Source organism: Pseudomonas sp. P65(2024) (assembly GCF_057480955.1).
Genome location: NZ_JBLIYX010000003.1, coordinates 147,273 through 167,377, shown reverse-complemented (window position 1 = coordinate 167,377; position 20,105 = coordinate 147,273). Strand labels below are relative to the sequence as shown.

The 20,105-nt window shown below is 65.4% G+C and carries 20 protein-coding genes; 8 read left to right on the top strand and 12 right to left on the bottom strand.

Annotation, left to right across the window (positions count from 1 at the left end; translation table 11 throughout):
* Positions 1-3 precede the first annotated feature (3 nt).
* The gene (locus AC25MA_RS06100) at positions 4-363 is read right to left on the bottom strand and encodes a VOC family protein (RefSeq protein WP_088852947.1); all 360 of its coding nucleotides are present in this window, start codon (positions 361-363) and stop codon (positions 4-6) included.
* 238 nt (positions 364-601) lie between these two features.
* Here AC25MA_RS06100 and AC25MA_RS06095 point away from each other — a divergent pair, with 238 nt between their 5' ends.
* Entirely contained in the window at positions 602-1,936 is a 1,335-nt protein-coding gene (locus AC25MA_RS06095) for an MFS transporter (RefSeq protein WP_186597146.1), read from the top strand.
* Positions 1,937-1,992: 56 nt separating this feature from the next.
* On the opposite strand, the gene katG is transcribed toward AC25MA_RS06095, so the two are convergent.
* Positions 1,993-4,239, bottom strand: coding sequence for a catalase/peroxidase HPI (gene katG, locus AC25MA_RS06090; protein WP_486971876.1), 2,247 nt, complete (start codon positions 4,237-4,239; stop codon positions 1,993-1,995).
* Between the two features lie 503 nt (positions 4,240-4,742).
* Here katG and nspC point away from each other — a divergent pair.
* Together nspC and AC25MA_RS06080 are read left to right on the top strand one after the other, a co-directional pair.
* Positions 4,743-5,840 carry a carboxynorspermidine decarboxylase gene (gene nspC, locus AC25MA_RS06085; RefSeq protein ID WP_028691661.1) on the top strand — a complete coding sequence of 366 codons (1,098 nt, stop codon included), beginning with the start codon at positions 4,743-4,745 and terminating at the stop codon, positions 5,838-5,840.
* A 30-nt stretch (positions 5,841-5,870) separates the two neighbouring features.
* Entirely contained in the window at positions 5,871-7,115 is a 1,245-nt protein-coding gene (locus AC25MA_RS06080) for a saccharopine dehydrogenase family protein (RefSeq protein WP_028691662.1), read from the top strand.
* Between the two features lie 44 nt (positions 7,116-7,159).
* Here AC25MA_RS06080 and AC25MA_RS06075 read toward each other — a convergent pair whose 3' ends face one another.
* Positions 7,160-7,987 carry a GIY-YIG nuclease family protein gene (locus tag AC25MA_RS06075; RefSeq protein WP_082750427.1) on the bottom strand — a complete coding sequence of 276 codons (828 nt, stop codon included), beginning with the start codon at positions 7,985-7,987 and terminating at the stop codon, positions 7,160-7,162.
* A gap of 182 nt (positions 7,988-8,169) precedes the next feature.
* Between AC25MA_RS06075 and AC25MA_RS06070 the strand changes: the two genes are divergently transcribed.
* The 3 genes from AC25MA_RS06070 (at position 8,170) to AC25MA_RS06060 (ending at position 9,577) form a co-directional block, all read left to right on the top strand.
* Positions 8,170-8,658: a signal peptidase II gene (locus AC25MA_RS06070; RefSeq protein ID WP_062360772.1), complete on the top strand. Its 489-nt coding sequence runs from the start codon at positions 8,170-8,172 to the stop codon at positions 8,656-8,658.
* 171 nt (positions 8,659-8,829) lie between these two features.
* Positions 8,830-9,399, top strand: coding sequence for a hypothetical protein (locus AC25MA_RS06065; protein WP_062360774.1), 570 nt, complete (start codon positions 8,830-8,832; stop codon positions 9,397-9,399).
* On the top strand, positions 9,380-9,577 hold the full coding sequence (locus AC25MA_RS06060) for a hypothetical protein (RefSeq protein WP_082750428.1): 198 nt from the start codon (positions 9,380-9,382) through the stop codon (positions 9,575-9,577). The genes AC25MA_RS06065 and AC25MA_RS06060 overlap by 20 nt, the downstream gene beginning before the upstream one ends.
* A gap of 46 nt (positions 9,578-9,623) precedes the next feature.
* Here AC25MA_RS06060 and AC25MA_RS06055 read toward each other — a convergent pair whose 3' ends face one another.
* Positions 9,624-10,478, bottom strand: coding sequence for a type 1 glutamine amidotransferase domain-containing protein (locus AC25MA_RS06055; RefSeq protein ID WP_486971875.1), 855 nt, complete (start codon positions 10,476-10,478; stop codon positions 9,624-9,626).
* 14 nt (positions 10,479-10,492) lie between these two features.
* A complete protein-coding gene (locus AC25MA_RS06050) occupies positions 10,493-10,798 on the bottom strand; it encodes a putative quinol monooxygenase (RefSeq protein ID WP_028691666.1) in 306 nt (101 codons plus the stop codon).
* An 87-nt stretch (positions 10,799-10,885) separates the two neighbouring features.
* On the opposite strand from AC25MA_RS06050, the gene AC25MA_RS06045 reads away from it, so the two are divergent.
* Positions 10,886-11,812: a LysR family transcriptional regulator gene (locus AC25MA_RS06045; RefSeq protein WP_028691667.1), complete on the top strand. Its 927-nt coding sequence runs from the start codon at positions 10,886-10,888 to the stop codon at positions 11,810-11,812.
* On the opposite strand, the gene gspF is transcribed toward AC25MA_RS06045, so the two are convergent.
* Genes gspF through gspG form a run of 7 tightly spaced genes read right to left on the bottom strand, consistent with a single transcriptional unit; the run spans position 11,793 to position 19,592 of the window.
* A complete protein-coding gene (gspF, locus tag AC25MA_RS06040; protein ID WP_028691668.1) occupies positions 11,793-12,998 on the bottom strand; it encodes a type II secretion system inner membrane protein GspF in 1,206 nt (401 codons plus the stop codon). The genes AC25MA_RS06045 and gspF overlap by 20 nt on opposite strands.
* Positions 12,998-14,419, bottom strand: coding sequence for a type II secretion system ATPase GspE (gspE, locus tag AC25MA_RS06035; protein WP_197865865.1), 1,422 nt, complete (start codon positions 14,417-14,419; stop codon positions 12,998-13,000). Before gspE ends, gspF begins: the two co-directional genes overlap by 1 nt.
* The gene (gene gspD / locus AC25MA_RS06030) at positions 14,416-16,785 is read right to left on the bottom strand and encodes a type II secretion system secretin GspD (protein WP_486971874.1); all 2,370 of its coding nucleotides are present in this window, start codon (positions 16,783-16,785) and stop codon (positions 14,416-14,418) included. Before gspD ends, gspE begins: the two co-directional genes overlap by 4 nt.
* Entirely contained in the window at positions 16,782-17,303 is a 522-nt protein-coding gene (gene gspM / locus AC25MA_RS06025) for a type II secretion system protein GspM (RefSeq protein ID WP_028691671.1), read from the bottom strand. The genes gspD and gspM overlap by 4 nt, the downstream gene beginning before the upstream one ends.
* Positions 17,293-18,204 carry a GspL/Epsl periplasmic domain-containing protein gene (locus AC25MA_RS06020; RefSeq protein WP_182324986.1) on the bottom strand — a complete coding sequence of 304 codons (912 nt, stop codon included), beginning with the start codon at positions 18,202-18,204 and terminating at the stop codon, positions 17,293-17,295. Before AC25MA_RS06020 ends, gspM begins: the two co-directional genes overlap by 11 nt.
* Entirely contained in the window at positions 18,201-19,121 is a 921-nt protein-coding gene (gspK, locus tag AC25MA_RS06015; protein ID WP_062360788.1) for a type II secretion system minor pseudopilin GspK, read from the bottom strand. The genes AC25MA_RS06020 and gspK overlap by 4 nt, the downstream gene beginning before the upstream one ends.
* A 24-nt stretch (positions 19,122-19,145) precedes the next feature.
* Positions 19,146-19,592 (bottom strand): type II secretion system major pseudopilin GspG, encoded by a 447-nt coding sequence (gspG, locus tag AC25MA_RS06010; protein WP_028691674.1) that lies wholly within the window; start codon positions 19,590-19,592, stop codon positions 19,146-19,148.
* 150 nt (positions 19,593-19,742) lie between these two features.
* Here gspG and gspI point away from each other — a divergent pair, with 150 nt between their 5' ends.
* Positions 19,743-20,102: a type II secretion system minor pseudopilin GspI gene (gene gspI, locus AC25MA_RS06005; protein ID WP_028691675.1), complete on the top strand. Its 360-nt coding sequence runs from the start codon at positions 19,743-19,745 to the stop codon at positions 20,100-20,102.
* Positions 20,103-20,105: the final 3 nt, after the last annotated feature.

Here is a 20,105-nt window from a genome sequence, read left to right as displayed (position 1 = left end):
CCCCTACGCGGCGTCGGCCGTCCACACCGCCAGTTCATAGCCGTCGGGGTCGATGAAATGGAAACGCCGCCCGCCAGGAAACGCGAACACCGGGCGGCTGATTCGGGCGCCGGCAGCCTCGATGCGCTGCTGCACCTGCGCCAGGTCAGCGGCATACAGGATGATCAGCGGCCCACCCGGACGAACCGGTTCGCCCGTGGTGAAACCACCCGTGAGGCGACCGTCACTGAATTCGGTATAGGTCGGCCCGTAGTCGGTGAAGGTCCAGCCAAACACCTGGCCGTAGAAAGCCTTGCTGCGGGCGATATCGCCCACGTTGAACTCGATGTTGTCGATTTGCCGGTCATTGCCACGCGCACCCATGGTGAGCCTCCTTGCGGGGATTGGAAGGGGAAGCTTACTGCAAGCGCCACGCGCGCAGGCCCGCTTCCACACATCATGTTTGTCCTTCCAAGCTCAAGGGGCGGTGCTAACGAATATCCGGAGGTCGCCCTCGACAAAGCCTGCTCGCCCTGCCGCTTGTCTACTGGCCCGAGAACAACGACGGCGCGACCTGAGCGCGCCGCATCCGCCCAGGCTGCCAGAGCAACGGAGAGCATCCATGTCCATCCCCCATGAGGTCCCGCCCGCCACCTTGCGGCGGGTGATCGCCGCCTCGGCCATCGGCAACTTCGTCGAATGGTTCGACTTCGCCGTCTACGGTTTTCTCGCCACCCTGATCGCCAATCAGTTCTTCGCCAGTGAGGACGCCAGCGTCGCCCTGCTCAAGACCTTCGCCGTGTTCGCCGTGGCCTTCGCCCTGCGCCCGCTGGGTGGCATCGTGTTCGGCGCGCTGGGCGACCGGCTCGGACGCAAGCGCATCCTGTCGCTGACCATCCTGCTGATGGCCGGTTCCACCACCCTGATCGGCCTGCTGCCGACCTACGCCAGCATCGGCGTGCTGGCTCCGGTACTGCTCACCCTCGCCCGCTGCCTGCAGGGGTTTTCCGCGGGCGGTGAATACGCCGGTGCCTGCGCCTACCTGATGGAGCACGCGCCACGGGGCAAGCGGGCGTTCTATGGCAGCTTCGTGCCGGTCTCGACCTTCTCCGCCTTTGCCTGCGCGGCAGTCATCGCCTACGGACTGGAGGCCAGCCTCACGCCCGAGGCGATGAACGCCTGGGGCTGGCGCGTACCGTTCCTGGTTGCCGCGCCCCTGGGCCTGGTGGGCCTGTACCTGCGTTGGCGCATGGAGGAGACCCCGGCGTTTCGCCAGGCACTGGCCGAAGGCAAGGCCCATGCGCATTCGCCGCTGGGCGACACCCTGCGCCACCATGGCCGCACCATTCGCAACCTGGGCGCGTTCATCTCGCTGACGGCACTGTCGTTCTACATGTTCACCACCTACTTCGCCACCTACCTGCAGACGGTCGGCCACCTCAGCCGCGCCCAGGCGCTGCTGGTCTCGACCGTTGCGCTGCTGTTCGCCGCCGCTGGCTGCCCGCTGGCGGGTGCCTTCAGCGACCGTGTCGGACGGCGCAGGACCATCGGCTTTACGTGCCTATGGGTGATGCTCGCGGTGTTCCCCGCCTACTGGCTGGCCAGTTCCGGTTCGCTGTCGGGGGCATTGCTGGGAGTGATCCTGCTGGCCATCGGCGCGCTGATGAGCGGTGTGGTCACCGCCGCGCTGCTGTCGGAATGCTTCCCCACCCGAAGCCGCTACACCGCCTCGGCGATCACCTACAACGTCGCCTACACCCTGTTCGGCGGTACCGCGCCGCTGGTGGCGACCTGGCTGATCGAACAGAGCGGCAGCCGCCTGGCGCCGGCCTTCTACCTGGTGGTGATTGCCTTGCTGGCCCTGGTGGGCGGGTTGGCGTTGCCGGAGACCTCACAGGCTTCGTTGCATGAGGACACGCCGGGCAACGATCAGCCTGGGGTATCTCAAGACCTGTAGCGGGTTGCCCTGTGGCTTCTCGTGGGAGCGGGGTTGCCCCGCCCCCACGCCTTTCCTCACGGCAGGTCGAAGCGGTCCAGCTCCATCACCTTCACCCACGCCGCCACGAAGTCCTTGACGAACTTGCCCTTGGCATCGCTGCTGCCATACACCTCGCTCAAGGCACGCAGCTGCGCATGGGAGCCGAACACCAGGTCGACCCGGCTGGCGGTCCATTTCACTTGGCCGGTCTTGCGGTCACGCCCCTCGAACGCCTCGTTGTCCGCCGAGGTCGGCTTCCACTCCACGCCCATGTCAAGCAGGTTGCGGAAGAAGTCGTTGCTGAGCACGCCGACCCTGTCGGTGAACACGCCGTCCTTGCTGCCGCCATGATTGGCACCGAGCACCCGCAGGCCGCCGATCAGCACGGTCAGCTCCGGTGCGGTGAGGGTCAGCAACTGGGCCTTGTCCAGCAGCAGCTTCTCGGCCTTGACGCTGTAGCGGGCCTTGCTGAAGTTACGGAAACCGTCGGCAAGCGGCTCGAGCACGGCGAACGACTCGACGTCGGTCTGCTCCTGCGAGGCATCCACACGCCCCGGATGGAACGGCACGCTGATGTTGTGCCCGGCGTCCTTGGCCGCTTTCTCCACGGCCGCGCTGCCAGCCAGCACGATCAGGTCGGCCAGCGAGATCTTGTTGCCGCCCTCGCCGCGGATTTTCTCCAGTGCCGTCAGCACCTTGTCCAGGCCCTGGTTCGCCGTCCAGCCGTTCTGCGGTGCCAAGCGCAAGCGGGCGCCGTTGGCGCCACCGCGCTTGTCGGAGCCACGGAAGGTCGAAGCCGAGGCCCAGGCGGCGGAAACCAACTCCGACACACTCAGCCCCGACGCCAGCACCTTGGCCTTGAGCGCGGCGATATCGGCGTCGCTCGGCTGAGGGCCTGATTTGGGCAGCGGGTCCTGCCACAACAGCTCCTCGTTGGGCATTTCCGGCCCGAGGTAACGGGCCAGCGGGCCCATGTCGCGGTGGATCAGCTTGTACCAGGCGCGGGCGAAAGCGTCGGCGAGCTGGTCTGGGTTGTCCTTGAAGCGTCGGGCGATGGGTTCGTAGATGGGGTCGAAACGCAGCGCCAGGTCGGAGGTGAGCATCGACGGGGCGTGCTTCTTGCCGGGGTCGTGGGCATCCGGCACGGTCCCCGCGCCCTTGCCATCCTTCGGTCGCCACTGATGGGCGCCCGCCGGGCTCTTGGTCAGCTCCCACTCGAAGTTGAACAGGTTGTTGAGGTACTCGTTGCTCCACTTCGTCGGGGTCGAGGTCCAGATCACTTCCAGGCCACTGGTGATGGTGTCGGCGCCCTTGCCGGTACCGAATTTGTTGTGCCAGCCGAAACCTTGCTGCTCCAGGCCCGCGGCTTCCGGCTCGGCGCCGACATTGTCGGCGGGGCCCGCGCCATGGGTCTTGCCGAAGGCATGACCGCCGGCAATCAGCGCCACGGTCTCTTCATCATTCATGGCCATGCGGCCGAAGGTCTCGCGGATATCCTTGCCCGAGGCGACCGGGTCGGGGTTGCCCTCCGGCCCTTCGGGGTTCACGTAGATCAGGCCCATCTGCACGGCGGCCAGCGGGTTCTCCAGGTTGCGCTCGGCCGACAGGTCACGGTTCTGTTCGTCATCATGCTTGGCAGGCTCGGCCACCAAGTCACCCTGGCCGGGGGGCTGGGCCTTGACCTGATCCTTACCGTAGCGGGTGTCACCGCCCAGCCAGACCTTCTCCGAGCCCCAGTACACGTCCTCGTCGGGCTCCCACACATCGGCGCGACCACCGGAGAAGCCGAAGGTCTTGAAACCCATGGATTCGAGAGCAACGTTGCCGGTGAGCACGATCAGGTCGGCCCAGGAGATCTTGTTGCCGTACTTCTGCTTGATCGGCCACAGCAGGCGCCGGGCCTTGTCCAGGCTGACGTTGTCCGGCCAGCTGTTGAGCGGGGCGAAGCGCTGCTGGCCGGAGCCGGCACCGCCACGGCCGTCACCGATGCGGTAGGTGCCGGCGCTGTGCCAGGCCATGCGGATGAACAGCGGGCCATAGTGGCCGAAGTCGGCCGGCCACCAGTCCTGGGAATCGGTCATCAAGGCGGCCAGGTCTTTTTTCAGGGCCTGGAAGTCGAGGCTCTTGAACGCCTTGGCGTAGTCGAAGTCCGGGTCCATGGGATCGGACTTGCTGGAGTGCTGGTGGAGGATCTTCAGGTTGAGCTGGTCAGGCCACCAATCACGGTTGCTGGTGCCGCCACCGGCGGTCTGGTGGAACGGGCATTTCGATTCGTTCGCCATCTGCTTCTACCTTTCGGGTCGGTTCAATTCAGATTTCCGGGCGTTCTTGTATGTTTGCTGCCAGGTCTCGGAACAGGCGCGCCCGCAAGCACGCCCTCTGCTCATCAGTAGTGGCCGGGCACGCCTGTGCACCGGCTTTTCACGGAACCCGCACAAAGACTAGCCGAGCCTGGGCAGAGGTCTAATAGAAGCGCTATTGGGTGGTGATAGCCTGGCTCTGTCAGCCTGTGGCGCCCCCTGCCCGTGCCACGATCACGTGGCAGACCAGGATCGTCACATTGATCTGTTCAACTGGGCTCGCCCGATGAAAAAGCATATTTGGCCAATCCTCGCGATACCGGCCGAACCCGCGCCAGGGACGGCGCAATCACGGGCCAGATGGCGCTTCAACAGCGCCGTGCGTGGGCGACTCGGACGAAATGCGCCTCGCGCCCTTTCGTACCGCGGCAAGTGAAGGCACAATGCGTGTCCTTTTTTTGGCCGGCCTGGCCGGGGGCCTTTAAATGATCAAGACGCCGTACTACCTCATCGATAAACAAAAGCTGCTGGGCAACATGGAAAAGATCGCCTACGTGCGCCAGCAGTCCGGGGCCAAGGCCCTGCTCGCCCTCAAGTGCTTCGCCACCTGGTCGGTGTTCGACCTGATGCAGCAGTACATGGATGGCACCACTTCGTCCTCGCTGTACGAGCTCAAGCTCGGCCGCCAGAAGTTCGCCGGCGAAACCCACGCCTACAGCGTGGCCTGGGCCGACGATGAAGTCGAAGAGATGCTCGAGAACTGCGACAAGATCATCTTCAACTCCATCGGCCAGCTTGAGCGTTTCGCCGAACAGTCCGAGGGCAAGGTGCGCGGCCTGCGCGTCAACCCGCAGGTGAGCAGTTCCGACTACCTGCTGGCCGACCCGGCGCGCCCGTTCAGCCGCCTCGGTGAGTGGGACCCTGAGAAAATCGAGAAGGTGATCGAGAAGATCTCCGGCTTCATGTTCCACAACAACTGCGAGAACGGCGACTTCGGCCTGTTCGACAAGATGCTCACGCACATCGAGGAACGCTTTGGCCACCTGCTGCACAAGGTCCAGTGGGTCAGCCTCGGCGGCGGCATCCATTTCACCGGCGAAGACTACGCGCTGGACGCGTTCTGCGCACGCCTGAAAGCCTTCTCGCAACAGTACGGCGTGCAGGTCTACCTGGAGCCGGGCGAAGCGGCCATCACCAACAGCGCCTCGCTGGAAGTGACCGTGCTCGACACCCTGTACAACGGCAAGCACCTGGCCGTGGTCGACAGCTCGATCGAGGCACACCTGCTCGACCTGCTGATCTATCGCCTCAACGCCAAGATGGCGCCCAACGACGGCGCGCACACCTACATGGTCTGCGGCAAGTCGTGCCTGGCCGGCGATATCTTCGGCGAGTATCAGTTCGACAAGCCGCTGCAGATCGGTGACCGCCTGTCGTTCGTTGACACCGCCGGTTACACCATGGTCAAGAAAAACTGGTTCAACGGTCTGAAAATGCCATCCATCGCAGTCAAGCAGCTCGACGGCAGCGTCGAGCTGGTGCGCGAGTTCGGGTTCGAAGACTACGTTTCGAGCCTGTCGTAAGACAGGCTTTCACGAAGGAGAAAAGCTGAATTGAAGAAGAACGTTCTTATCATTGGTGCAGGAGGTGTCGCCAAGGTGGTGGCCCACAAGTGCGCACAGCATAACGACGAACTGGGTCGTATTGCGATTGCGTCACGGAACATCTCCAAATGCCAGGCCATCATCGACAGCGTCAAGGCCAAGGGTAGCCTCAAGGTACCCGCCGACATCCAGGCCTTCTCGCTCAACGCCCTCGATGTCGAGGCGACCAAGGCACTGATCCGCGAGACCGAGTCGCAGATCGTGATCAACGTTGGTTCCGCCTTCCTCAACATGTCGGTGCTGCGTGCCTGCATCGATACCGGTGTCGCTTATCTTGACACCGCGATTCACGAAGAACCGGGCAAGATCTGCGAAACCCCGCCCTGGTATGGCAACTACGAGTGGAAGCACCTCGAGGAATGCCAGCAGAAGAACATTACCGCCATTCTCGGTGTCGGCTTCGACCCGGGTGTGGTGAACAGCTACGCCAAACTCGCGCAGCAGCAGTATTTCGACCGCATTGATTCGATCGACATCCTCGACGTCAATGCCGGTTCCCACGGCAAGTACTTCGCCACCAACTTCGACCCGGAAATCAACTTCCGCGAGTTCACCGGGCAAGTCTGGAGTTGGCAGAACAGCCAATGGACCAGCAACACCATGTTCGAGGTCAAGCGTACCGACGACCTGCCAGTGGTGGGTTCGCAGAACCTGTACCTGACCGGTCACGACGAGGTGCACTCGATCTCGAAGAACCTGAACGTGCCGAACGTGCGCTTCTGGATGAGCTTCGGCGAGCACTACATCAACGTGTTCACCGTGCTGAAGAACCTCGGCCTGCTTTCCGAGCAGCCGGTCAAGACCGCCGAAGGCCTGGAAGTGGTACCGCTGAAAGTGGTCAAGGCCGTGCTGCCGGATCCAGCCTCGCTGGCCCCGGGCTACACCGGCAAGACCTGCATCGGTGATCTGGTCAAGGGCACCAAGGATGGCCAGCCGCGCGAGGTGTTCATCTACAACGTGGCCGACCACGAAGAAGCCTACGCCGAGACCGACAGCCAAGGCATCTCCTACACCGCCGGCGTGCCGCCGGTGGCCGCCGCACTGCTGGTCGCCCGTGGCGAATGGGACGCCGGGCGCATGGTCAACGTCGAGGAACTGCCGGCCGAGCCGTTCCTCAAGGCGCTGGACGTGATGGGCCTGCCGACCCGCGTCAAGGATGAAAAAGGCGATCGTCCATGGGACGCTGAAGCCTAAGCTGCACGACGAAGGGGCGCCAGATGGCGCCCCTTCTGCATTGACTACCTGTACACCACGCTAACCGGCTTTGGCTTCAATTCATAAAGTTCCAGAAGACGTTTGGCCGTCTTGGAGCAAAAATTTTGCAACTCTGCCTCGGCAAGCACCTCATCCGTCGATGCCATGGTCCGCTGGAGCAGCAGACTGAAAGCTTCACGCTTGAGATCATCAGTGGCTATTGGTAGCTCCTCAATCGAAAGATACGCTTTCGCAAGAGACTCCCAGATTCGAATCTCCCTTTCTGGATTCGTATCCCTGCTGAAGTCGTGCAGCCACTCTGAGCGATCCCCCGGCAATGCATTGAATAATTGCATTTGAAGCACACACACGCGGTCCTGCTGTTCTTCCGTCAGGGTACTCGTACCGATGGCGCTCGGTCTGATATCTGCAAGTCTAACCTTTAATGTCTTGAGCGAAGGCTCCTCCGGGTCTTCCGATTGCAGTTCCCCTCGTTTTCGACTTGCACCGCTCGCGGTAACAGGAGGGATGCTTGGAACAGTAAAAGCAACAGGAGAAGGCAGCCCCAAATGGCTGTTGATTTCAGTACAGACCTCAAGCACCAATGCCGCGGCTACTTCTGGAGCTGCCCGGAAGAACTCGCGCCGATTATTCATGCGAAACGCTTTCAGCCGTTTATGGACACGTTTTTCCGCCAGTTTCCGATCACCTACCGTATAGGCGCAATACACAAAAAATGGCGTGGGTACACCCGTTGCGCCGTAATAGACGCTTTGTGCACGGGCGACAGGCGTATCGGACGTCTCACCGATTTTCACTACATAGGGCCCAAATGCCGGATTTTGTAAAACATATACATATCCTGACTTCATCAATTTCGTCCTCCTTCCTCCGCCAACACTCACATTAATGGCAATTTGCCGCAACGTGATACTCCTGTGCGACCCACTACTCGATGCTTTCTGTATCCATCCAGTTGCGCTATCTTCGCCGCGCCGCAGGCTTGCCCGCCAATGGTGGACGACCGCATTCGCGCACTAAAGGAATTGTCAGCATGTTTTCCAGCCGTACCCTCGTCCTCACTCTGGGCGTCGCTTTCATCATTCTCGACCAGTGGGTGAAACTGATCGCCCTTGTCGCTCTGAACAATCACAGCTATGTCTATGGCAACTCGAGCGCCTGGCTGGACCTGGCCCTGAGCCTCAACCCCGGAGCGTTCCTCAGCCTCGGCGCCGGGCTGGCTCCGTGGTTCAAGCAAATGGTGTTCGTGGTCGCCGTCGGCGTGGTGTGCGCCTGGGCCATGGTCTGGGCTTGGCGCCACTGGCAATCGGCACCGATCAAGGCCAGCGCGGCCTGGTTCATCGCCGTAGGCGGGCTGTCCAACTTGATCGACCGGTTGTTTCGCGACGGCCACGTGGTCGATTACCTGGTCCTCAACATCGGCACCCTGCACACCGGTGTGTTCAACCTGGCTGACATCGCCATCATGGCCGGTGCCACGGTGCTGGTGGTGGACGGCATTACCCGGCCGAGCAAACGCTGATCCCGCCTCGCCAATGGGCCGTACTGCGCAACGCGGTCGGCCCTGCAAAACAGGCCTTCGGAGCCTTACTACACAATCGTGGGAATCCACCTACTGCCTTTCCACCATCATCGGAGCGACAGACACGTTAGCCTTTTCGCACCTCAGTTCCAATGCATTCGAGGGTGCGACATGGACGAACGTAAACTGGCCGAACTCGCCGGTTTCAAGCAGGCCGCACGCGGGCAGATTGCCCTGGAAATAGGCCAGCGCAACAATCATCTCGCCCAGTGGCTGGCCATCGAGGAAATCGACGAACGCGCCATCACCGCGTATGAGCACTGGCATCCACAGCGGTATGATTTCGGCTGGGAGCGTGTACTGAAATGGAAGACCCGGCGTGCCCATGCCAACGCCCTCGACATCGCCCTGTGGCATCACCACCAGCTGGCAGGTTTGTGCTGGGCCTCACCACAGGGCAGCAAGGAGAAGATCATGGTGCTGTACCTGCAGCGCAACCCTGATGATCGCTTGCTGACCAAAGGCCATGTCGCGCCCCTGTGCCTGAGCGGCGTACGCTTTTATGCCAGCATGCTGGGGCTTAAATGGGTCGTGGTGCGAGATCCCTTGCCTCAGGCCCGGGCAGCCTACGAGCGGGATGGTTTCATCCAGATCAAGGGAATTGGCCTTGCCTACAACTTGGCCGCGGACTACGCTGCATTCACTCGGGAGGACGCATCGCATGACGGTAACACCCAGTGATTTTGAAGCAACCGTCGCCTACTTCAAGGCCGTTGCCGACGAGAAACTCGCGCGACTACGCGCATCGCCCCAGTACGACAGTTTTATCAACGAAGCAGCCGTGGAGGCGTTTGCCAAAGTCGAAGGTTCCGCCTACGCGGGCCGCCCCAAGCGAGGCAAAGCCTGTGCACCTGAATGACCGAGGCCCTGCCAGCATCCGCAAGGCCTCCATCAGTTGCACTTACTCAGTGCTTGCGACTACCGACACTCTCCAACTGCTCTAGCAACGCCTTGGCCAACGCCTTGTCGGAGAACGGGTTCTGCCCGGTGATCAGCTCGCGATCGACCACCACATGGGGCTGCCAGGCCTCGGCGTAGCTCATGTCGCCTCCTGCGCCGGCCATGGCCTTGGCGGGATAGAACTGCAGACGCTGTTCCTTGAGCGAGCCTTCGAACATCTGCTCCTCAGGGTCAGAAAAAATCGTCATGCGATAGCCCTGGTACGTCCAGTCGCTGGCCGCTGGGGTTTCGCCACGGGCGAGCGCGGCGTGGTAGGCGACCGGATCCTGCTGCGCCGACAGCAGCGTGATCGGGCCGTGGCAGATGGCGGCGGTGGGCTTGCCGGCCTGGTGGAAATGGCGCAGCAAGGTGCCGACGTCAGGGTTGTTGGCCAGGTCGATCAGCGGCGCATGGCCACCTGGGATGAAGATCCCCGCGTAACGATCCAGATCGCCCGCCAGCACCTCCTTCAACGACAGCGTGTCGCGAATGTCCGGCAGGCTTTCGACCACCTGGCGGATTCGCTGCATCTCGCCGGCATCGCCGCCGAAGTACATCGGGTCGATCGAGCGCTCGTCAACACTCGGCGCATTGCCCCTGGGCGTCACCAGCACCAGCTTGTAGCCGGCCTTGAGCAAGCGGTCGGCGGGCACGCCGAACTCGTTGAGGTAATAACCGGTGGGGTACGGCTTGCCGTCCTTGAGCGGTAACTGGTTCTCGCTGGACAACAGCACCAGCACTTCGCCCTTCGCGGCAGCGGCGGCGTGGCCAGTCAGCAATGCGCCGGCCAGCGCCAGCGCAACGGGAGCAATCTTGTTCATGGTCGATTCCTGATTCAGTTGAATGGCGCGATATCCAGCGGGCGGGCAAGCTGCACTTGTGTCGGTGCGGCCAGCCAATCGGCGGTGGCGGCGCGGTAGGCCTGGTAATGGGGGCTGTGGCGATGGGCCTCGACGGCGGCCTCGTCGACGTACAGCTCGAACAGATCGAACGCCAGCGTCCCCCCCTCGCGCACGAACAGGTCGTAGCGCAGGTTGCCGGGCTCGGCGCGGGTCTGCTCGACCATCCGGCGCAGGGCCTGCTCGGTGGCGTCACGGTATTCGGGAAGGGGCTGGATGGCGGCGAAAATGGCGATGGTCATGGGCGACTCCCTCAACAGGTTGGGCCCATCCTAACCAGCACGCTATGATTCGATAATTCGAAAGCACTTATTCCTGCGATTCAATTCATGAATATCGGTAACAAGGACCTCAACCTGCTGCACCTGTTCCAGGTGCTCTACGAAGAGCGCAGCGCCTCCCGTGCCGCGCAACGCCTGGCGCTCAGCCAGCCGGCCCTGAGCCATAAGCTCAACAAGCTGCGCCACCAGTTCGGCGACCCGCTGTTCGTGCGCGCGCCACGCGGCCTCACGCCCACCCCCAGGGCCCACGAACTGGCGCCGCAGGTGCAGCAGTTGATCGGGCACCTGCAGGACTTCTTCAGCCGCTGCGACGGCGAGCACTTCCTTGAACGCCCGGTCCAGTTGCACCTGTACAGCACCGACTACCTGGAGCAGACCTTGCTGCCCGGGCTGCTGCCGATTCTTCGCGACCAGGCGCCGAACCTGACCCTGGTCACCCACAACACCCGTGGCGACCTGCCCCGCGAGGCGCTGGAGAAAGGCACCTGCGACCTTGCAATCGCCGGCTTCTACAGCGACCTGCCAGACACATTCCACCAGCAGCGGCTGCTCTGCGAGGACTTCGCGGTGCTGGCCGCCGCCGACAACCCGAGGTTGGTCGACGGCCTGACCCTGGAGGCATTCGTGGCCTGCGACCACCTATTGACGACCTTGACCGGCGATCTCGACGGCCGGGTCGACCAGGCCCTGCGGGCTCTCGGCCGGCAACGCCGGGTGGTGGCCGGACTATCCAGCTTCATCGCCCCCACGCGCCTGGTGCGCGGCACCGACCTGCTGCTGACGTGCCTGCGCTCGCTGGCCATGGAGGCAGTCGAGCGCGATCCCGGCCTGCGCCTGCATGCCCTGCCCCTGGTGCTGCCGCACGTCGAGGTGATGCAGATCTGGCACGCGCGCACCCACGCCGATCCCATGCGCCGATGGTTCCGCCAGCAGGTGTGGGAAGTGGCGCAACGGGTCATTGCACCAGCTGGTTGATCTCGATGATCGGCATCAGCACCGCCATGACGATCAGCAGCACCACCGCGCCCATGACCACGATCATCAACGGTTCGAGCAGCGCGGTCATGCCCATGGCGCGGCGCTCGATGTCCTTGGCCAGGCTGTCGGCGGCGCGGTCGAGCATCGGCGGCAGGTTGCCGGTCTTCTCGCCACTGGCGATCAGGTGGATGAGCAGCGGTGGAAAGACCTTCTCCACCGCCAGCGCCGAGGCCAGCCCGGCGCCCTCGCGCACCCGCGCCGTGGCCTCGTTGACGCACTGGTCGAGGCGTTCGTTGCCCAGGGTCTGGCGCGCCGCCTCCAGTGCCCGCAGCAAGGGCACGCCAGCGCTGCCGAGGATCGCCAGCGTGGCGGCGAAACGCGCCGTGTTCAGGCCCAGCACGAAACGCCCGAGCAACGGCAACCGCAGGACGCACCCATGCCACGCCAGGCGCGCCGCCGGGGCGCGCAGATAGACCCGCCAGCCCCAGAACGCTCCGGCCATCAGGGCGAAGCACAGCACACCCCATTCGCGCACGAAGTCACTGGCAGCGAGCATGGCCAGGGTCAGCCCGGGCAAGTCCTGGCGCGCCTGGGTGAAGGCACTGACCACCTGCGGCACCACGTAGCTGAGCAGGAAGATGACGATACCCACCGACACCAGCCCCACCACGCCGGGGTAGATGAATGCCGTGAGGATCTTGCCGCGCAGGGTGTTGCGGTCTTCGATGTAGTCGGCCAGACGCTCCATCACCTGGGCCAGGTCGCCAGACTCCTCGCCCGCCGCCACCAGCGCCCGGTAGATTTCAGGGAAATCCCGCGGCCGGTTGGCCAGGGCATCGGCCAAGCGCATGCCGCTGCGCACATCCCCGCGCACCGCGCCCAGCAGTTGGGCCACATGCTTGCGCTCGGCCTGCTCCAGGGTCGCCCCCAGCGCCGCCTCCAGCGGCAGACCGGCGGCCAGCAGACTGGCCAGCTGACGCGTGGCCCAGGCCAGGTCGCCGTCGGACAGCTTCACGCCGAACAGACCACTGCCCTGCCCGGCCACGTCCTGGACTTCGACCTCCAGGGTGGTCAGGCCCAGGGCGCGCAGCTGGGCCATCGCCGCCCCCGGACTGTCGGCTTCGAGCAGGCCCTTGACCACGCGGCCCTGGGCATCGGCGGCTTCATAGCGATAGCGGTTCATCAGGTGTCCCGTGTCACGCGCAGGATCTCTTCCAGGCAGGTGCTGCCGCTGTCGACCCAGCGTTGGCCATCCTCGCGCATGCTGCGCATACCGTTGCGCCGGGCGGCGACGCGCAGGGCCTGTTCATCCGCGCCCTGGTGCACCAGGCCACGGACCTCGTCGTCCACGCAGAACAACTCGTGGATGCCGGTGCGGCCGCTGTAGCCGCAGTGGTTGCAGTGCGCGCAACCCACCGCGCGGTATTGCCCGGGCGTGGCCGGGTCGGGCTCGCGGCAGTGCGGACACAATCGGCGTACCAGGCGCTGGGCCAGCACCCCAAGCAGCGCCGAGGCCAGCAGGAACGGCTCGACGCCCATGTCGACCAGGCGGTTGACCGCCGACACCGCGTCGTTGGTGTGCAGGGTGGCCAGCACCAGGTGCCCGGTCAGCGAGGCCTGCACGGCGATCTGCGCGGTCTCCAGGTCGCGGATCTCGCCGATCATGATCACGTCCGGGTCCTGGCGCAGGATGGCGCGCAAGGCCACGGCGAAGCTCATGTCGATACGCGCGTTGACCTGGATCTGGCTGATGCCCGGCAAGTCATACTCCACCGGATCCTCCACGGTGAGGATGTTGCTGACGCTGGCGTCCAGCCGCGCCAGGGCGGCGTACAGGCTGGTGGTCTTGCCCGAACCAGTGGGGCCGGTGACCAGCACGATGCCGTGGGGCTGATGAATCAGCTGGTCGAGCCGCGCCAGGATGCCTGCGTCCATGCCCAGCGCCTCCAGGCGCAGACGTCCCGCCTGCTTGTCGAGCAGGCGCATCACCACCCGCTCGCCATGGCCGGTGGGCACGGTGGACACACGGATATCGATCGGTCGCCCGGCCACGCGCAAGGCGATGCGCCCGTCCTGGGGCAGGCGCTTCTCGGCGATATCCAGCTGCGCCATGATCTTGATCCGCGACACCAGCGCGCCGTGCAGCGCCTTGCGCGGCGAGACCACGTCGCGCAGGGTGCCGTCGACCCTATAGCGCACCAGGCAGTGGCTTTCGAACGGCTCGATATGAATGTCGCTGGCCTGGTCGCGCGCGGCCTGGGTGAGCAAGGCGTTGATCATGCGGATCACCGGCGCATCGTCCTGGGCCTCGAGCAGGTCGGTGACTTCCGGGATGTCCTGCAGCAGGCGGTCCAGGTCCACTTCGTTCTCCGCAGCCCCCACCACCGCCGCCGCGCTGCCGGTGTCGGCGTAGGCGCTGGCCAGCAGCGCATCCATCTGCGCATCGTCGAGCGCCTCGACCCGCGCCGGGCCATGTCGTCTGCGCACCTCAGCCACTGCCCAGGCCGGGCTCGACGGGCAGCGCGACAGCACCGACCCGTCCTCACCGTCCACCCGCAGCACCAGGCGCTGGGCCTTGGCCCAGGCGTAGGGCAGGCGGCTCATCGCGCCACCTCGTCCACCGGCACCGCGCGGATCGCGGCCCGCGGTGCGCGCAGCGCCGCCGGATGGACTCGCCCTTGCTCGGGCACGCCCTGCTCCACCGGCGGCAGCAGCGGCATGTCCATGTCCGGCAAGGCCCAGGAGTGCTCGGGCTTGAGGCTGCCCTGGGCGCGGCGGATGAAGTCGTAGCGATTGAGGGTGATGCTGCGCCCGACCGCCGCATCGCGCACGATGTACGGACGCAGGAACACCATCAGGTTGGTCTTGCTGCTGGCGCGGCGCTCGCTGCGAAATAACGAACCGACCCCCGGCAGCCCGGACAGCCATGGAATGCCCTCGTTGGTCTGGGTGTAGCCGTCCTGCAGCAGGCCGCCCAGAACCATGATCTGGCCATCGTCGAGCAGAATGCTGGTGTCGATGGCGCGCTTGTTGGTCACCGTGCCGGCCGCGCTGGAGGCGCGCTGGTCGACGCTGCTGACCTCCTGGTAGACGTCCAGCTTGACCGTGCCGCCCTCGGAGATCTGCGGACGCACGTTCAGCCGCAGCCCCACCTCCTCGCGCTGGATGGTCTGGAACGGGTTGTTGCTGTTACCGCCACCGTCGGTGACGTACTGGCCGCTGACGAAGGGGATGGTCTGGCCGACGAAGATGCTCGCCGCCTCGTTGTCCAGGGTCAGCAGGTTGGGTGTCGACAGCACGTTGCTGCCACCCTTGCTCTTCAGCGCCCGGGCCAGCACCTTGAGGTCGAGTACCTCGCCGATGCCCGGGATCTTCACCGTGCCGTCGACCACCCCTACCGACAGCCCCTTGGGCAGCACGTCGATGCTGCTGGGTCCTTTGACCAGGCCGCTGCCACCGAGGTTGGCGCCGCCAAACACGCCATTCTTGCCGAGGTTGCCGGCCTGCCACTGGATACCAAACTCGTTGGCGTCGTCCTCGCCGACCTCGACGATCAGGCTTTCCACCACCACCTGGGCGCGGCGCTGGTCGAGCTGGTCGATGACCTCGCGCAGGCTGCGGTACAGCGGCTCGGGCGCGGAGATCAGCAGGGTGTTGGTGGTTTTGTCGGCCTGGATGGTCGCGCCGCCGGCGGAGAACGCGAGCCCCTGGTCGTTCTGCTGGGTGCTGCTGCCATAGCCATTCGGTGTAGTACCGGCGCTCTGGTTGCTACTGCGGCTGGCATTGGCGTTGTTGTTGCCACTGTTGCCCTGCGCGCTGCCGCCATTGCCGCTGGTGCCGTTGCCACTGCCGCCGGTGAGCATTCCGCCGCCGCTGAGCAGCGCGCGCGTGGCGTCGTTGCCGGCAGTGTCGCTCTCGCCGGTCAGCAGCCCGCGCAGGCTCTGCGCCAGCTTGTCGGCCTGGGCATTGCGCAGGTACACCACGTGCAGGTTGCCGGCGCTGTTCTGGGCGTTGTCGAGCTTGTAGATCAGGTCACGGGCCAGCTGGGTGCGCTCGGGGCTACCGGAGCGGATCACCACGCTGTTCGAACGCGGGTCGCCCAGCACGCTGATCTTCTGGGTCGGGTCGTTGCCCTGGCTGTCGAGCAGTTCGTTGACCATGCCGGCGATGTCGCTGGCGATGCCGTTGTTGACCGCCACCACGTCGGTGTCGATGGCCGTGGGAATGTCGACCCGGTCGAGGATCTGCGCCACCCGTTCGAGGTTCTCGGCGTAGTCGGTGACGACAAGAGTGTTGTTGCCGGGGTAAGCGTTGATCGGATTGTCGGGCGAGACGATCGGGCGCAGCACCGGGATCAGGTTGACGGCGTTCTCGTACTGCAGGCGGAAGGTGCGGGTGACCATGCCGTTGCCGGCATCACGGTCCCCGGTCACCAGCGCGCCGCCGAGCAGCTTGGCGTCGGCCTGGGGCACCACCTGGGCCACGCCGCCGACGTCGACCACGCTGAAGCCCTGCATGCGCAGGGCCGACAACAGCATGCCGTAGGCCTTGCTGGCGGGTACCTCACCCTCTGACACCAAGGTCAGTTGCCCTTTGACTCGCGGGTCGACCAGGAACTGCCGGCCGGTGGCGCGGGACAGGCCGCGCACCACCGCCTGGATATCGGCATCGACGAAGTTCAACTGCACTGGCTGGTCACCCAGCGGATTGGCCGGAACCGGCGCCGCCACGGCGCGGCTGTGGCGCTGGCCGACCCGAGGAGCGGGTTGGCGCGTTGCCGAGCGGGTCTGTGGCCCGGGCTGCGCACGATGATCCAGCACGCCCGTCGAAGTGCCGGCCTCGGCCAGCGGACGGCCCAGCTCGCTGCTGGCCAGGGGGCGTTGCGCGCTCGGCGCGCTGGCGCAGGCGCTGAGCGCCAGGGCCAGGAGCAAGGGCGCGAACGGCAGTCGCGGTGAACGGAGGCACGTCATGAAGGGTCCTTAGCGCCATGCGCCTGATCCATGCGAAGGGTTCCGGAGAAGGTCGCCGGGCTGCCTGGCTCGGCAGCCGGGTCGCGACGTAGCGCCAGTTGGCCGATGTCCAGCCCCAGCCGCGGCGGCACGCCCTGCAGCCAGGCCATCGCCGCTTCGGCCGGGGCCCGCTGCCAGCTCAGGCGCCAGGCATCGCCCTCGGCGTCGAGCTGGGTCTGTGCCAGCAGGCCGGCCTGTTCCAGGCTTTGCCGCAATGCCAGGGCGGTGTCTGCGGGCCGCTGCGCCAGGCGCTCGCCGAGCAGCGCAGCGAGCGCCTGGGCCTGGCCGCGCAGCTTGGGTGTCTCGGCTTGCCAGTGGTCGATCTTGGCCAAGGCCGGCTGGACCAGCACCTGCCAGCAAAACAACACGCCGAGCAGACCACCGCCCAGGGCGACGGCCCGGCGCTCCCGCACGGCCAGGGCCTGCCAGCGTTGCCGCCCCTGCGCGCGGACGGTAGCCAGGCGCGCTTTAATCGACATGGGCCAGTTCCTCGCCGGATGGCTTGGCCGCGCGCAGGGTCCAGCCTTGCCCGCTGGTCTGTGCGTCAATGCCACGGGCGGCAAGATCGGCCTGCCAGGCGCTGCCCGCCGGGACCTTGCCGCCGTCGGCCAGGGCGGTGATACGCAACTGACCATCCTGGTAATCCATGGCCTCGACATTGCCGACCAGGAACGGCATGACCTGCCCGGCACCGTCCAGCAATGCCGCCAACCCGACCGCCGTGCCGCCGTGCAGTTGCTGGCGTGCCTGCTGCAACGGGTTGAGCACCACCGGCAACTGTGGGAAGGCCAGGCGCACCTGCGCAACCATGTGGCTACGCAACGCGTCACCTTCACTGGCCAATTGAGCCGCGTAAAGATTGAGGCCCAGGCACCAGGCCAGCGTCGCCGCAACCCAGATGCCCAGCGTGCGCCCCCAGGCCATCGGCTTCGCCGGCCCGGTCAACCCGCCGGAAAGATCCACCACTGACGGTGCAGCGTCCTGACAGGCGTGCAACCCGGCTACCTTGATCCCACCGATCTGCAGCCACGCCTGCAGCCGCGCCATTTCCGCCAAGCCGAGCCAGGCCACCGCGACCTGCCCATCGACCCGGCGCGGCCCGTGGGCGACATGGACCTGCCCGGCATCCCCCAGCACCAGCCCCTGCACCGCACAACCCACCGCCGCCGTCAGACGCTTGCCGGTCAGAGGCGGCATGGCGATGTCCAAGGCCAGGCTATCCTGCTCGTGCAGGTGCAGACGCCAGGGCGCACCCTTGGCCTGCCGAAGCAGTTGCCCGCGGTTCGCCTGGCCACACCGATCGGCCAGGCGATACTCCAGCAGCGACGCCTCGTCCAGTTCGGCCAGCGGTGCCAGCCACACATCCATGACCGTATTCATGCGCCCACCCGCCGCCAGATGACATCCGGCAACTGCCCCTCGCGCTGGCGCAGCAGCGCCTGCAGGGCAAGCTCGCGATTGCCCAGGCGCACCAGGCCGCGCAGGCGGAACCAGTCGCTGTTGATCCCCACCCGCACATTGGCCATGGCCAGGGATGGCATGCGCAGGCGATTGACGAAATCGCCGCGATTGATGAACCAGCGCCCGCCATCGCGCTCAGCCACCAACGCCGCGGCCTGCTGCAGCGACAGGCCCGGCACCTGGGCGGCCAGCACTTCGGCGCTGGCGGTGTTGCCATTGACCCAGGTCAGCGCCGGCAGCACCGTGACGAAACGGCGCAAGCGCTCCAGGGCTTGGCCATCCATGCCCTTGAGCCCGGCCAGGCCCTCGACGCTGCGCAGCATCGGGCGCCTGGCCGGCAACGCTTCGACGGCACCACCCGGTGAAGTCGCCCGGCCGCTGTCCAGTTTGCCGAGAGCGGCCAGCGGGCGCTGTGGGTAGCTGTCGATCACCTGTCCGGCGATGGCCGTGGCCAGGCGCTCATTGATCCCGATCAGCGCGCACAGACGCTTGAAGGTCGCCAACGCCTCGGCGTCCACCTGGCCATCAACCATCAGGTTGCGCAGGTTGAACTTGCCCTGCTCGTCCTCCAGTTGCCCGTCGAAGCGCACGCTGCCGGACGGCACGTCGCGCATCGGCTGAGCCCAGGGCTGACCGCCACGCACCAGCGGATCGCGCAAGCGCTGTTCGAACAGCACCTGGCGGCTGAACTGCAGGCCGCCTTCCAGGGCCCACTGGCCCTGCAATGCCAGTTGGTGGTTCTCCAGCTGACGGGTCAGCAAGCCCTGACGCTCGATCATGCCGGCGGCGATCACCGCCACCACTGCGGCGATCAGCAACGCACTGATCACGGCCATGCCCTCCTGGCGCGCCATGGCCGGTCACAACTGCCAGGAGCCGAGATCGGCATTCACCCCGTCGCCGCCAGCCTGGCCGTCGGCGCCCAAGGAGAACACATCGATCTCACCGTTGGCGCCCGGGTTCAGGTACTGGTACGGGCGCCCCCAGGGGTCGTTGGGCAGGCGGTCGAGGTAGGCGCGCCATTGGCCGTCCTTGGCCTGGGCCGGTTTTTCCACCAGCACTTTCAGGCCCTGGTTCTGGTTGGGGTAGGCGCCATTGTCCAGTCGGTACAGCTTGAGTGCCTGCATCAGCCCGCCGATGTCCTGGCGTGCCGCGGTGGCGCGGGCCTGGTCGGGGCGATCGAGCACCTTGGGCACCACCATCGCCGCGAGAATCCCGAGGATCACCACCACCACCATGATCTCGATCAGGGTGAAACCCTGCTGGCGGAGTCGATGGGCGGGCATGTTGCGGCGGACGATCTGCATCTCGGCATTCCTTGCGTGAGTTCGAATCGGGGGCCGATTGTGGCAAGCCGGTATGTCACGGATATTGAAAAAGCTCGGGAGTCGGCGTCGTCAAACCGTCATCGCGCCGCTCTACAGTACCGCTTTGGTCTGCGCGAGAATGGAGCCCCTGTGCGCACCACCGAGGACGGTTTCACCCTGATCGAAGTGTTGGTGGCATTGACCATCGTCGCCGTGGCCATGGCCGCCGCCGTGCGCGCCACCGGCTTGATGACCCAGGGCAACGGGCTGTTGCGCGACAAGGGGCTGGCCCTGCTGGCGGCCCAGGGGCGCCTGGCCGAACTGCGCCTGGAGGGTGGCGCGAAGCCCGGCGTCAGGCAGTTCGAATGCGACCAGGGGCGTTTGCGCCTGCGCTGCGAACAACGAATCGCACAGGCGCGGGCCGGATTGCTGGAGGTGTCGCTGCAGGTGTTCGAGCGCCAACGCGAAGGGCCTGCGCTGGCGCGATTGCAAACATTGGTGGGTCAGTGAACG